This window comes from Pseudomonas sp. P5_A12 (assembly GCF_056400685.1).
Genome location: NZ_JBFUKU010000148.1, coordinates 1 through 13,905, shown reverse-complemented (window position 1 = coordinate 13,905; position 13,905 = coordinate 1). Strand labels below are relative to the sequence as shown.

General features: G+C 57.8%; 13 protein-coding genes. 6 read left to right on the top strand and 7 right to left on the bottom strand.

The window, feature by feature from the left end; translation table 11 throughout:
- Positions 1 to 183: 183 nt before the first annotated feature.
- The 3 genes from zapE (at position 184) to AC1DSG_RS19005 (ending at position 2,494) form a co-directional block, all read left to right on the top strand.
- A complete protein-coding gene (gene zapE, locus AC1DSG_RS19015) occupies positions 184 to 1,302 on the top strand; it encodes a cell division protein ZapE (RefSeq protein WP_477792266.1) in 1,119 nt (372 codons plus the stop codon).
- A gap of 18 nt (positions 1,303 to 1,320) precedes the next feature.
- A complete protein-coding gene (locus AC1DSG_RS19010) occupies positions 1,321 to 1,902 on the top strand; it encodes a DinB family protein (RefSeq protein WP_477792265.1) in 582 nt (193 codons plus the stop codon).
- A gap of 94 nt (positions 1,903 to 1,996) precedes the next feature.
- Positions 1,997 to 2,494, top strand: coding sequence for a GNAT family N-acetyltransferase (locus tag AC1DSG_RS19005; protein ID WP_477792264.1), 498 nt, complete (start codon positions 1,997 to 1,999; stop codon positions 2,492 to 2,494).
- A gap of 65 nt (positions 2,495 to 2,559) precedes the next feature.
- On the opposite strand, the gene AC1DSG_RS19000 is transcribed toward AC1DSG_RS19005, so the two are convergent.
- The 3 genes from AC1DSG_RS19000 to AC1DSG_RS18990 all read right to left on the bottom strand — a co-directional run bounded on the left by AC1DSG_RS19000 (position 2,560) and on the right by AC1DSG_RS18990 (position 5,080).
- Positions 2,560 to 2,769: a DUF2790 domain-containing protein gene (locus AC1DSG_RS19000; protein WP_477792263.1), complete on the bottom strand. Its 210-nt coding sequence runs from the start codon at positions 2,767 to 2,769 to the stop codon at positions 2,560 to 2,562.
- 195 nt (positions 2,770 to 2,964) lie between these two features.
- Positions 2,965 to 4,701: a phosphoethanolamine transferase CptA gene (locus AC1DSG_RS18995; RefSeq protein ID WP_477792262.1), complete on the bottom strand. Its 1,737-nt coding sequence runs from the start codon at positions 4,699 to 4,701 to the stop codon at positions 2,965 to 2,967.
- Between the two features lie 196 nt (positions 4,702 to 4,897).
- Positions 4,898 to 5,080: a DUF6026 family protein gene (locus AC1DSG_RS18990; protein WP_477792261.1), complete on the bottom strand. Its 183-nt coding sequence runs from the start codon at positions 5,078 to 5,080 to the stop codon at positions 4,898 to 4,900.
- 273 nt (positions 5,081 to 5,353) lie between these two features.
- On the opposite strand from AC1DSG_RS18990, the gene gnd reads away from it, so the two are divergent.
- Together gnd and zwf are read left to right on the top strand one after the other, a co-directional pair.
- Positions 5,354 to 6,334 carry a phosphogluconate dehydrogenase (NAD(+)-dependent, decarboxylating) gene (gene gnd, locus AC1DSG_RS18985; protein WP_477792260.1) on the top strand — a complete coding sequence of 327 codons (981 nt, stop codon included), beginning with the start codon at positions 5,354 to 5,356 and terminating at the stop codon, positions 6,332 to 6,334.
- Positions 6,331 to 7,854, top strand: coding sequence for a glucose-6-phosphate dehydrogenase (gene zwf / locus AC1DSG_RS18980; protein ID WP_477792259.1), 1,524 nt, complete (start codon positions 6,331 to 6,333; stop codon positions 7,852 to 7,854). Before gnd ends, zwf begins: the two co-directional genes overlap by 4 nt.
- Before the next feature lie 26 nt (positions 7,855 to 7,880).
- Here zwf and nhaB read toward each other — a convergent pair whose 3' ends face one another.
- The 3 genes from nhaB to AC1DSG_RS18965 all read right to left on the bottom strand — a co-directional run bounded on the left by nhaB (position 7,881) and on the right by AC1DSG_RS18965 (position 11,292).
- Complete coding sequence (gene nhaB / locus AC1DSG_RS18975; protein ID WP_477792258.1) at positions 7,881 to 9,383, bottom strand: sodium/proton antiporter NhaB; 1,503 nt, start codon at positions 9,381 to 9,383, stop codon at positions 7,881 to 7,883.
- A gap of 77 nt (positions 9,384 to 9,460) precedes the next feature.
- On the bottom strand, positions 9,461 to 10,750 hold the full coding sequence (locus tag AC1DSG_RS18970) for a hypothetical protein (protein WP_477792257.1): 1,290 nt from the start codon (positions 10,748 to 10,750) through the stop codon (positions 9,461 to 9,463).
- A gap of 275 nt (positions 10,751 to 11,025) precedes the next feature.
- Positions 11,026 to 11,292, bottom strand: a complete 267-nt coding sequence (locus AC1DSG_RS18965) for a hypothetical protein (RefSeq protein ID WP_477792256.1) — start codon at positions 11,290 to 11,292, stop codon at positions 11,026 to 11,028.
- 343 nt (positions 11,293 to 11,635) lie between these two features.
- Between AC1DSG_RS18965 and AC1DSG_RS18960 the strand changes: the two genes are divergently transcribed.
- Entirely contained in the window at positions 11,636 to 12,964 is a 1,329-nt protein-coding gene (locus tag AC1DSG_RS18960; RefSeq protein ID WP_477792255.1) for a sigma-54 dependent transcriptional regulator, read from the top strand.
- A gap of 69 nt (positions 12,965 to 13,033) precedes the next feature.
- Here AC1DSG_RS18960 and AC1DSG_RS18955 read toward each other — a convergent pair.
- The coding region (locus tag AC1DSG_RS18955; protein WP_477792254.1) for a hypothetical protein at positions 13,034 to 13,905 on the bottom strand (872 nt) is incomplete at its 5' end.

Below are 13,905 nucleotides of genomic sequence, written 5' to 3'. Positions count from 1 at the left end.
GCCCCGTAGCAGCTGCCGAGCCTGCGAGGCTGCGTCCGGCGACGCAGTCGTCGTAGATCCTGCGAATGCGGTTTTCTGTTACACCGCAGTGCCTGGTTTTACGGCGACTGCGTCGCCGGACGCAGCCTCGCAGGYTCGGCAGCTGCTACAGTCCGTACGCATAAGGGACGTATACTCCTGCCCATGAAAGTCGACTCTCCATTAAGCGCCTGGCAACACGCCATCGAGCACAAGGGTTTTGTCCAGGACGAAGCCCAGGAGCACGCCGTGTGGGCGCTGCAAAAATGCCACGAAGCCTTGCATGAAGGGCGAACGCCGATCATGGGCGTTTACCTGTGGGGGCCGGTCGGGCGGGGCAAGACCTGGTTGATGGATCAGTTCTACCAAACTCTGCGCGTTCCGGCCCGACGTCAACATTTCCACCATTTCATGGGCTGGGTGCACCAGCGTTCGTTTCAACTGACCGGCACCGCCGACCCGTTGAAGACATTGGCGCGCGAGTTGAGCGAGGAAGTGCGCGTGCTGTGTTTTGACGAGCTGTTCGTCAACGACATCGGTGATGCGATCATTCTCGGGCGCTTGTTTCAGGTGATGTTCGAGCAAGGCGTGGTGATGGTGTGTACCTCCAACCAGCCGCCGGATCAGCTCTACGCCGATGGCTTCAATCGCGATCGCTTTGTGCCCGCCATCGAGGCGATCAAGCAGCACATGCAGGTGATCGCCGTGGAGGGCAGCGAAGACCATCGTCTGCACCCGGGTGCTGCGTTGCAGCGTTACTGGGTGAGCGATACCACGCATCCCGACGCGCTCGGTGACGTGTTCAAGGCGCTGACCGTCGGCCAGTCCGTTTCCAGCGAGCCGGTCACAGTCGGCTACCGTCAAGTCAATGCCGTGCAGGCCAGCGCCAGCGTGCTGTGGTGTCGTTATGCCGACCTGTGCGAGCAGCCTTTTTCGGCCATGGACTTCATGTCCCTGTGCGACACCTACAGCGCTATTCTATTGAGTGAAGTGCCCAACCTCAGCGCGCAAAAACGTGAGGGGCGCATTGCCCGAGGCACAGAAGACGCTGCCGAACACGTGGTTGCGGGGGATCGCGAGCTGCCGCAATTGTCGGTGCACGACGATGGCGTTCGCCGTTTCATCGCGTTGGTGGACGAGTGCTACGACCGCAAAGTGCCGCTATACCTCGAAGCGCAGGTGCCGATGGAGGCGTTGTACACCGAAGGGTATCTGGAATTCCCGTTCCGCCGCACATTAAGCCGTTTACAGGAAATGCAGCTGCAACGTTTCGCTGAAGCCTAAATACCGGGAGCCGCGAAGATGAATCAGCCCCTTTCTCATCATTTGCTGACCATGGCTTATCAGAACGCCTGGGCCAATTACCGACTCGCCAAGGCCTGGAACCAGTTGAGTCCGGCCGAACTGGCCGCTCCACGGGTCAGCTTCTTCCCCAGTCTCATCGCCACCCTCAATCACATCCTGACCTGCGACTGGTTTTACGTGGATGCGCTGGAGCGCGAGTTGCGCGGTGACGATCCACATCACGATTGCTACGTATTTTTCAAAAAAGACCTGCCGTTCACCGTCGGGGCTGATCTCAGGCGCGAGCAATCACTGGTGGACAATCGATTGATCGCTTACTGCGAGCAATTGCGCGACGCCGACCTCGGGCGGATCGTGACCATCGCCCGGGACTCGCCGCAACATGACAGCCGTTTGCGCCTGCTGTCCCATCTGTTCGAACACCAGCTTCATCATCGCGGCCAGGTCCACGCCATGCTCAGTGGCACCGCGGTCGCACCGCCGCAACTGGACGAGTTTTTCTGCGCCGGCGAGTCGGGGCTGAGGGCGGCCGATTTTGCCGAGTTGGGATGGACCGAGACGCTGATCTGGGGCGTTTGAGGCAGGATCAGGTTGTCGGCGATGGCGACTCACGATAATGTCCTTCGACTTTGCGGCGCGAGCGACGCGCCGGGACCACGATGGGATAGCAACGATGGGAAGGGAATCCGCAGACATTCTTGTACTTCAGGCCAGCTACACCAACCCGGTGCATGCCGAGGCGATTGGTGCGGTGCTCAATGCCTATGCGCAAGACCCTATGGGCGGCGGGCATGCGTTGCCCGAGGATATCCTGCTGCAATTGCCGGGGGAGCTGGCCAAGCGTCCCCATGCCTTCAGTGTGTTGGCCTTTGTCGACGGCGCGGCGGCCGGGCTGATCAATTGCTTCGAAGGTTTTTCGACCTTTGCCTGCCGGCCGCTGGTCAACGTGCACGACGTGTCGGTGGTGCCGCGGTTTCGCGGTCTGGGGCTGAGCCAAAAGATGCTGCAAAAGGTTGAAGACATTGCCCGCCAGCGTGGATGCTGCAAGATCACCCTGGAAGTTCTCGAAGGCAATGCGGTCGCGCAAGCTTCTTACGACAAGTTCGGTTTTGCCGCTGGCATGTTCGATCCGGCCCATGGCCGCATGCTGTTCTGGACCAAGAGTCTTTAAGCGCGCCTGAATGTATCGATCAGGCATAAAAAAGGGCGCCCGTCAGGACGCCCGGCTGGCTTGAATTACTTCGGTTTATAAGACTCGGTCATTTGTGCGGTGGGATCGCTGGGTACTGGCAGTTCGATGTTTTTGATCTCGAAGCCATTAGCCTTCTGTTGCGCGAGATGCAATTTTTCGTAGTAGTACCGCATGCGTTCGCCACCATGTTCTGCAAGGGCTGTGGCTGAACTGAAGATCAACAGGCTGGCGAGGATCAGGGGTGTACGTTTCATGGGTGAGTCTCCCATTACGTGTAGCGGGGGCCTTTTCGTCCGTGAACCAATGTCGAAATGACATTATCCGCCGATTTTCTCAAATGGGAATGAGCACGTTGGAGCCTCCCGTCCAGGTTCAACGTGACGGTGCGTAGCGGGGAAGTGTTGCGCAGGGGCACAGCAAAAGGGACCGAAAACGGCCCCTGAATACATCTACTTTTGAACGACTGCCGGATCGGTTTTCGGCTTCATCAGGCTGAAGTCGATCAGCGGACGCGCTTCACGCTCATACGGGTTGCCGATCATCAACGGGCGCGGCTTGAAGCTGGCGCTGACCAGGCTCTTGCTGCGGTCCAGTTCATCAGCATTCAAACCGGCCAGATCAGCCCAGGTATGAATGAGCTGCGAGCTGCTGTAAGGCCGGCTCAGGTCTGCGGCAAAACTCCAGTCATGGTTTTCACGCCATTTTGGCGAAGCCCAGGCCATGAAGGGAATGGTGTACATCGGCGCGGTCGGCTTGTTCTCGTTACGCCCAAGGGTCGTATGACCGACAGAGTCGAACACATCTTCGCCGTGGTCGGAGAGGTACAGCAGGAATCCGTTCGGATCGGACTTGGCGTAGTCCTTGATCAGGCTCGATACGACGAAGTCGTTGTACAGCACGGCATTGTCATAGCTGTTGTACGTCGGCACCTGATCATCGCGCACGCCATCCGGTACGCCTTTACGGTCCTTGAACTTGTCGAACGCCGCTGGATAACGGTACTGGTAGCTCATGTGCGTGCCGAGCAAGTGCACAACGATCAGCTTGCGCGGCGCAGCATCGGCCAAAGCCTTGTTGAAGGGCTCGATCACGTCGCCGTCGTACTGCGCGGCATTCTGGTTACGGTTGTTGTTCAGGTAYACCTGCTCGTCGGCCTGCTCGGAGAAGGTCGTCAGCATGGTGTTGCGCTTGGTCATGGTCTGCTGGTTGGTGATCCAGAACGTCTTGTAACCTGCCTGTTTCATCATGCTGACCAGCGACGGCGTGGACAGGTAAAGGTCCGGGTTGTCTTCGTCAGCGAAGGTCAGCACCTGCTGCAACGCCTCGATGGTGTAAGGACGCGGGGTGATGACGTTGTCGAAGACCGCCAGTTGATCCTTGAGCTTGTCCAGTTCCGGCGTGGTTTGACGCGGGTAACCGTAGAGACTCATGCGCTGACGGTTGGTGGATTCGCCGATCACCAGCACCAGGGTCGCCGGCTTGTTGGCCATCGTATCCGTCAGGTTTTTCAGCGGAGCAATCTTGCTCGCGCTGTGCAGCATGTCCTGCATGCCCGCCAGGGTCTGGAGATAACGGTGGTAAGCCACAGCCATCTGCCAAGGCACGGCGGGCTCGATGCGGGTTTCGAACTTATCGAAGCCTTCAGCGAAACTGCCGGTGCGCGCGGTCTGCTTGACCAGTGGGTAACCGACCACGGCAACCACAATGACCGTCGCTGCCACCAGCGCCTTCCAGCGCGGCAGGTAAATCGGGCGCAAGCGAGTCCACAGAAAATAAGCGAACAGCGTGTGGGCGAGGAATGCCGCGACCATCCACCAGGCGAAATACTGGGTCATGTACTCGCCAGCTTCAGAGATGTTCGATTCGAACATAATGAAGATGACGCTCTGGGAAAATTCCTGCTGATAAATAAAGAAGTAACCCAGGCTGGCCATCGAGCAGGCCCACAGCACAATACCGATCACCGCCGCCATCACGCGCGTCTGCTTAGGGAACAGCAGCATCGGCGCCAGCCAGATGGCGCTCATCACAAAGGCCTGCCGGAACCCGGTGAAGCCCGAGGTGCCGGTCAGTTGGATAAGTAATTGAGTGATGCCGGAGAAATACCAGAAGAACAGAAATAGCCAGAGAAATCCTGCCCAATCGAAACCGTTCGCAGACGTATTGCTGCGTTTAAACAAAGCCATGCAACGCTCCAGCCAGAAATCATTACGACGTCGAGCCTTCCATTGTCGACGAACAGAAACCACACGAGAACCGAGCGGCCATAATGAGTGGCAGTATCAATAAGAAAATGTGAAAAATTTGTGAGTTGCGGTATATCGCGGGGGCTAAAACGAGGTCGGAAACAGCAGAAGGCTGTCTCCGATTCACCTGAAAAAATCAGGCGTGGGGGGCGCGCTGCTTAACGGGCAAGGGTTTCGACTGAGTGCCTTGAGTCAGTTGGCGCAACTGCGCGAGTTCCTGCTTCAAGAGGTCGCGCTCTTCTTTCAACTGGCGTAATTCGTCGCGATGGATCGTGACGTAAAGGGTTTGTGCTGGTCGTGCTGTGTGTACTGTGCCCATTGCTCACCTCGCAAATGGCTGACTCAACTGTAGAACTGCCCCTGTTAAGCGGGTACTGATCCACTATCGGCGCAGATTCTGATTTCTTTTTCGTCCCAAGGGAACTTTTTTATTTTTCATGGTCGCTGTGCCTTCGGCGCGATTACCGGCGTTATCAGTCAGGATCGGGCACAATGCCCCCGGAAACTATGTGCCAACGCTCTGGACTAACCCCATGAGCCACGTTGGGCTATACCTTTGACACACTTTATTTGTAGTAGGGAGCATCAGCACATGCAACTCGGGATCATTGGACTGGGCCGCATGGGCGGCAATATTGCGCGGCGCCTGATGCTCAATGGGCATACCACTGTCGTTTACGACCGCAATACCGCCTTCATCGACACCTTGACGGCCGAGGGCGCCACCGGCGTCGCCGACTTGCCAGCCCTGGTCGCTGGCCTGGCGAAACCGCGAGCGGTCTGGATCATGCTGCCTGCTGGCGCACCGACCGAAGACACCATCGACACCCTGAGCAGCTTGCTTGAAGCCGGCGATACCATCATCGACGGCGGCAACACGTTCTATAAGGACGACATCCGCCGGGCCAAAATCTTGTCGGAAAAAGGCCTGCACTACATCGACGTCGGCACTTCCGGCGGCGTCTGGGGCCTGGAGCGCGGCTATTGCATGATGATCGGCGGCGATGCCGAGGTGGTTAAACGCCTTGATCCGTTGTTCGATACCTTGGCGCCGGGCCTGGGTGATATTCCACGTACCAAGGACCGCAAGTCCGATGACGATCGCGCTGAACGAGGCTACATCCACGCCGGCCCCGCAGGTTCGGGGCATTTCGTGAAGATGATCCACAACGGCATCGAATACGGAATGATGCAGGCCTTCGCCGAAGGTTTTGACATTCTCAAAACCAAAGCCAGCACCAACCTCCCGCAAGACCAGCGTTTCGACCTGAACGTCGCTGACATTGCCGAAGTCTGGCGCCGTGGCAGCGTGGTCTCGTCCTGGCTGCTCGACCTGACCGCCGACGCGCTGGCCAGCGATCCGAAGCTCGAGGGCTTTTCCGGCTCGGTGGCTGACAGCGGCGAAGGTCGCTGGACAATCGAAGCCGCCATGGAACAATCGGTGCCCGTACCGGTGCTGTCGAACTCGCTGTTCTCCCGCTACCGCTCGCGCGGCCAGGGCACCTTCGGCGACAAGATTCTCTCTGCCCAGCGCTTCGGCTTCGGCGGCCACGTGGAGACTTCGAAAAAATGACCGGTCTGATCCGCAATAAATCCAAGGCAGAACCTGCACCACCGACCACGCTGTTCCTGTTCGGTGCCCACGGCGACCTGGTCAAGCGCCTGCTGATGCCGGCGCTGTACAACCTTAGTCGCGACGGTTTGCTGGGGGRTGGATTGCGGATCATCGGCGTTGACCACAACGCTATCACTGACGACGCCTTTGCCCGCAAGCTCGAAGACTTCATTCGAAGCGAAGTGGCCGCCAAGGTCGGCAAGGGCGATCAAGTCCTTGATCCACAGGTGTGGGACAAACTGGCCCAAGGCATCAGCTACGTCCAGGGCGACTTCCTGGACGCCAGCACTTATCAAGCGCTGGCGGCAAAAATTGCCGCCAGCGGCACGGGCAACGCGGTTTTCTATCTGGCGACCGCGCCACGTTTCTTCAGCGAAGTGGTGCGTCGGCTCGGCGCGGCGGGTTTGCTGCAAGAGACGCCAGAAGCGTTCAGAAGGGTAGTCATCGAAAAACCGTTCGGCTCCGATCTGCAAACCGCCGAAGCGTTGAATGCGTGCTTGCTCAAGGTGATGACGGAAAACCAGATCTACCGGATCGACCACTACCTGGGCAAGGAAACCGTGCAGAACATTCTCATCAGCCGGTTTTCCAACAGCCTGTTTGAAGCGTTCTGGAACAACCATTACATCGACCACGTACAGATTACCGCCGCCGAAACCGTCGGCGTGGAAACCCGTGGCAGTTTTTATGAACACACCGGCGCCCTGCGAGACATGGTGCCCAACCACCTGTTCCAGTTACTGGCGATGGTAGCAATGGAACCGCCGGCCGCTTTTGGCGCCGATGCGGTTCGTGGCGAAAAAGCCAAGGTGGTGGGGGCCATTCGCCCTTGGTCCACCGAAGAGGCACGGGCCAACTCGGTCCGCGGTCAATATGCCGCCGGCGAAGTCGACGGTAAGCCGTTGCCGGGGTATCGCCAGGAAAACAACGTGGCGCCTGACAGCACGACCGAAACTTACGTGGCGCTCAAAGTCATGATCGACAACTGGCGCTGGGTCGGTGTGCCGTTCTACTTGCGTACCGGCAAGCGCATGAGCGTGCGTGATACCGAGATCGTTATCTGCTTCAAGCCGGCGCCGTATGCACAGTTCCGTGACACCGAGGTCGATGAACTCCAACCGACCTACCTACGGATCCAGATCCAGCCCAACGAGGGCATGTGGTTCGACCTGTTGGCCAAACGGCCTGGCCCGGCGTTGAAGATGGCTAATATCGAACTGGGTTTTGCCTACAAGGACTTTTTCGAAATGCAGCCGTCCACCGGCTATGAAACCCTGATCTACGATTGCCTGACCGGCGATCAGACGCTGTTCCAGCGCGCCGATAACATTGAGAACGGCTGGCGCGCCGTGCAGCCGTTCCTCGATGCCTGGCAGCAGGACGCGACCGTTCAGCACTACGCGGCCGGTGAGGACGGCCCGGCCGACGCCAATGAGCTGCTGGCCCGTGACGGTCGCGTCTGGCACAGCGTTGGATGATGGGTGGGGCGCAGTTTTAGTCTGTGTTACAGCCAGAAACTCACTGCATACCAGCCCAACACGCCCATCACCACGGTATACGGCAACGCCATCCACACCATCTTTCCGTATGACAGGCGAATCAGCGGCGCAATCGCCGAGGTCAGCAGAAACAGAAACGCGGCCTGACCATTGGGCGTCGCCACGCTGGGCAGGTTTGTCCCGGTGTTGATCGCAATGGCCAGCGTCTCGAAGTGTTCGCGGGTCATTTGGCCGCTGATGAACGCCTGTTTCACTTCCGTGATGTAAATGGTCGCCACAAATACGTTGTCGCTGATGGCGGACAGCAAGCCGTTGGCAATAAACAGCATGCCCGGTTGCTGATTGGTTGGCAGCGTCAATACCCAATGAATCAGCGGAGCGAACAGTTGTTGGTCGTGAATCACCGCCACCACCGCGAAAAACACCACCAGCAACGCGGTGAACGGCATGGCGTCCTTGAACGCGTTGCCGATACGGTGCTCGTCGGTGATGCCGGTCAACGCGGTGATCAACACGATCACCATCAAACCGATCAGGCCCACTTCTGCGATGTGAAACGCCAGCCCTGCTATCAGGATCAACGCTRCGGCGCCTTGTACCAACAAGGCGGCGCGCTGGCGTGCGGTGCGTTCGGCGTTGTCTTCGGCGGCATAGTTGGCCAATACCGCGCGGACGTTGTCCGGCAGCAGCGTGCCGTAACCGAACCAGCGCAGTTTCTCCAGCAGCACGCAGGTCACCAGGCCGGCGACCAGCACCGGCAGCGAAACCGGGGCAACCTTCAGAAAGAATTCGGCAAAATGCCAGCCCATCTCATGACCGATCAGCAGGTTCTGCGGCTCACCCACCAGCGTGCACACCCCGCCTAGCGCCGTGCCTACAGCACCGTGCATCAACAGGCTGCGCAGGAAGGCGCGGAACTGTTCGAGGTCTTCATAGTGGAGTTGGGGCAAGTGCTGGTCATCGCTGAACTCGCTGTCCTGGCGTGGATCATTGCCCGAAGCGACGCGGTGATAGACCGAGTAAAACCCCACAGCCGCACTGATAATCACCGCCGTAACGGTCAAGGCATCCAGGAAGGCCGACAGGAATGCAGAAAGGAAGCAGAACATCAGCGCCAGCAGCGCCTTGGAACGAACCCCCAGCAGCAAGCGCGAAAACAGGAACAGCAGCAGGTCTTTCATGAAGTAGATGCCGGCCACCATGAACATCAGCAGCAGGATCACCGGAAAGTTGTGCAGCAGTTCGTCATACAACGCCTGTGGCGTGGTCATTTTCAGCAGTAGTGCTTCGATCAGCAGCAGGCCGCCGGGCATCAGCGGATAACACTTGAGCGCCATGGCCAGGGTGAAAATGAATTCCAGCACCAGCAACCAACCGGCTGCGACCGGACCGACCGTCCACAGCACCAGTGCGTTGAGTATCAGGAAACCGAGAATGCTCGCCTTGTACCAGCGCGGTGATTGGCCGAGAAAGTTATGCGCGAACGCCTGGGCCATTGAACCGGACATCGGCTACTCCTTGTTTTAAGAAGCGCGCAACTTGCCGTAACAAGATCGGAATATCAAGCGCGGGGACGCGGTTCAGCCTAGCCGTGATAGCGCACTACAACGGCTTTGTAGTTGCCATCCAGTGAATAACCTCCCACGACGATTTTTCCGTCAGCCTGAATGGCCACCGACATCGCGGTGTCCAGGCGGCGGCCCAGACGTGTGCGAACCCAGCAAGTGCCTTCGGCAAAGCCGGGGTCGAGCTGCCCGCCGGGTAAATAGCGGGCTAACAGGAAATCGGCTTCGATCCCGCCGATGGTGGCGCCAACCGCCAGCACACGACCATCTGACTGGCGCCGGGCGTCAGTCCACTGGCAGCCGCTGCGGCCAATTTTCAGTAGTTGAGGCTGGCCGCCGTTGCAATGAGCGTCCGGGAGACCATTGCTGTGTACTTTCAAGGCAAGGCAGTGCATCGGGTCGCGACTGCTGCCAAGACACAGCAAGTCACCGTCGTCCTGCTCGATGATCTGGCTGACCTGAGCGCCGTGTTCCGCAGCCCTGAACGTCATAAAGCCATTCAGGGCGAAGGACTCATCCAGACGGCCGTCGGGGTGGTAGCGGGCCAGTAAGCCTTCTTCGGGGAAATTGACCGATCCTCCCACCATGATGCGACCATCGCGTTGCAGCATCAGGCTGCTGAGCCAGGAGTTCATCAGTAAATGCCTGACAATCACAAAACCGCGGCCGTTGAAGGACGTGTCCAGCTCGCCCTGGCGGGTGAGGCGGATCAGCAGGCCGACATGATCGGCCAGTTCGAAATGGTGGTTGGCGAGCAGCAGGATTCGGCCGTCAGCCTGGACCTGTACGTCGCAGGCTTCGGCCCCCGGAACGCCAGGAGGGAGCCAGAGATTACGCATGCCCAGGGACAGGTTCCCCGGCAGGCGTACGACACAAAGCCCGTTGTCAGCGAAGTGTTCGACGGGGTGACCTTGCGAATCAAACAGCGCCAGTGCTGGCAGCGTTCGGTGAGCGCTTTCATAGTGGAGGCCTGCCACCAGAATGTGGCCGTTGGCGAGAACGTGGACCTTGCCTGCCATTGCCTCGTGACCGCGCTGGAACTGCCCTATAACGCTGCCGTTAGTGCCAAATGCGAGGTCCGCCGAGCCATCTTCCAGTAATCGAGCGAGGCCAAAACAGCTGCCATTCGGCATGCCGACGGTCGCCGCCACCAGCACGCGACCATTGGGGTCAATGTCCACGCTGTTGGCGAGGCTCGTAATGCTACCGGCGAAATACACTTGGGTTTTGCCACTGCAGGCAAAACTGTGATCCAGGTCGCCAGGTATGTACCGCGATTCAGGTAGGGCAAAAGCCGTCTGGTGTGGCATGCGCGCATCTCCTTGCGAGCTGACCGAAACCCGAGGGGGGCAGGAGGATAACTGCCTGCTAAACATTCAATCCCTGAATGAATGATCGCACAACTGTCATAACTAACAGGCGGAGGGTCACTGTGTGCCAGAACAGTGTCTTTTCGAACCACTGACAAGTCTGCCAAGTAGTTCGATACGGCAAAGTTGGAGTGTGGGTACGTTGTTACTGTTGAAAACAGCCAATTGGATAGAAGGCGAAGGGGCGGATTACGATGACGTAATCCGCAAACCCCTTAATGCGGCATGGACCAGAATTGCAGTTCATAACCTTCCTGGCTCAACTCGGCACGGGCCTGCTGCAGCAGGAGTTCGAGTTGTGCAGGATCGGAATAGGCACTGCTGGGGATTTGGGTGTGACCGATATGGGTATTGGTGCGGTCAATGACGGTGATGCAGAGTTCGCCATTGCCGTCTTGTTGAGCCCAGGCGACGCATTGGAAGGGTTGGAAGGCGCGGTCGGCAATCAAAAGAGCTTCGTTGATACGGAGCGGGGCGGTCATAGGGTCTTCTCTCTGTATGCCCAATCAAGTGATATGCCGTCGGTTGGGCTTACCGTCCGGCTGGTTACTTGTACTGATGCCCCCAACAGTCGGTCAGGTCACACACAATCAAAAAAAATTTCAACTTTCTTTCATATGCTTAATGCAGGAGGCAACTTTGAAAGCTGAATGAAAGATTCGATTCGTTAGTCTGCTCACAAATAATTTTTTTATAACTGATTATGTAGCGCTTCTATAGTCAATCGATACAAGGCCCTGTCAAATTCTTGCTAATGTTACAGCCATGTCAGCCAAATGACTGTTTTTAATAATATTTCCTAAAATTTGGCGTCAAGGAACAGTCATGATCGAAACGCCTGCGTTACGACGTCTGTTAGTAGTAGATCCCTGTGACGAATGCCATCATCTGATACCGGGATTGCGCTCTTTGGGGTGGGATGTTGATAGCTGTTCCCTGGAAAACGCCACCGATCGAATCTGCGACGTTGGCCTGTTGCGTTTACAACCCTTTCATCTGGAACACCCCGATCCTGTCAAAGGGCTGATCAGTCGCAGTGGCACCGAGTGGATCGCTGTGCTCAATCAGGATGTGCTGCGCTTGCAGAATGCCGGGGATTTCGTTTTTGAATGGTTTTTCGACTTCCATACCTTGCCATTCGAAGCCTCCCGCGTTCAAGTCACGCTGGCGCGGGCGTTCGGCATGGCGCGACTGCGCGGGCAGGGCGGCACGACTCACGTGAATCAGGATGAGCACGAGCTACTTGGCGACAGCAAGCCGATTCGTGAGCTGCGAAAATTGCTGTGCAAGCTGGCGCCCACCGAGTCTCCGGTATTGATTCGTGGTGAAAGCGGTACCGGTAAGGAATTGGTGGCCCGCACCCTGCACCGTCAGTCCCAGCGCCACAGCAAACCTTTTGTGGCGATCAATTGCGGTGCGATTCCCGAACACCTGATCCAGTCAGAGCTGTTTGGCCATGAGAAGGGGGCCTTCACGGGGGCCCATCAACGCAAGGTCGGACGGATCGAAGCGGCCAATGGCGGCACACTGTTTCTCGATGAGATCGGTGACTTACCCTTGGAGCTGCAAGCTCACCTGCTGCGTTTCCTACAGGAAAAACACATCGAGCGTGTCGGTGGCGGTGAGCCGATTCCGGTGGATGTGCGGGTTTTGGCGGCGACTCACGTAGACCTTGAGGCCATGATCGAAAACAAATGCTTTCGCGAGGATTTGTACTATCGCCTGAACGTACTACAAGTCGTCACCGCCCCACTGCGTGAGCGCCATGCCGACCTGTCGATGCTGGCCAACCACTTTGCCCACTACTACAGCCATGAAACCGGCCGCCGTCCTCGCAGTTTCAGCGATGACGCGCTGATTGCCATGGGCAAGCATGACTGGCCAGGCAACGTGCGTGAGCTGGCTAACCGGGTACGGCGCGGCCTGGTGTTGGCCGAAGGTCGGCAGATAGAGGCGCGCGACTTGGGGTTGATCAGTCAGCAGACCACTGCCGCGCCGATGGGCACGTTGGAGAACTACAAGGACCGGGCAGAGCGCCAGGCCTTGTGCGATGTACTTAACCGCCACAGCGATAATTTGAGCATCGCCGCCAAAGTACTGGGGATATCCAGGCCTACCTTTTACCGTTTGTTGCATAAGCACCAGATACGTTGAGCCGAAAGTTTTTAGCTGCCAGTAAAACGAAAAAACCCGCTGAAAAAGCGGGTTTTTTGTGGCTGCCTATTAGAAGTAGTACGGGAATTTCAGGCTGAAGGAAAAGTCTGGCGCATCGTCAGTGACGCCGATGGCCAGGTTGGGAACGATCGTCAGGTTTTCGGATGCTGCCAGGGTCATGCCGATGTTGAAGTTGGCCGAGTTGTAATCGCTGTTGGTGATCGATTGCCAATCGCCACCATCCGGCTTGATCTTGCTCTTGCGGGCGAACTGATCGGTGAACGAGAACGACATACTCATTTTCTCGTTCAAGGCGAATGCAATGCCGGCGCCGACCTGCCAGGAGTCGCCCAGCTTCACGTCCCCAGGCACCTTGGAGTTGACCTGAGGGCTGATGTCGCTGAAAGATTCTTCCATGTTGTAGGTGTAGGCCAGGCTGCCGAACAGCACGGCTGGGTCGAAGGTCTTGACCAGCGAGATTCCGGGGGTGATCGACCAGACACCATTGCCGGTAGGCAAGTCTTCGGGTACCGAGAGGTTATCGTTGTTCGGGTCATTGACCAGCTTGATGCCGTAAGGGTCATCACCGGTCGGCGCCTTGAGGCGCAGTGTAAAGACCGAGTCGGGCAGACTGGCCGTCTCATCCAGAAACTTGTAAGCAACACCGACGTTCACATCGCCGATGGTTGGATCGCGGGTAACGGTTGCGTCTGACGTCACCGGGCCTGCGCCACCGGCGCCACCGGAGGAATACGTTGATTCGCGATAAATCACGGGGACGTTGATGTCGAACTGCCAGCGTTGTGCCACRTTGTAGCGGGCGGTCAGGTCCAAGGTCCAGTTGTCGGCCTTGATGCGGTCGAGGTTGATGTTGCCGAGAAAAATCGAGTCCAGTGCCAGGAAGCCGTTGAGCACCAGTGCACGGGTATCGAAGTGGGTGT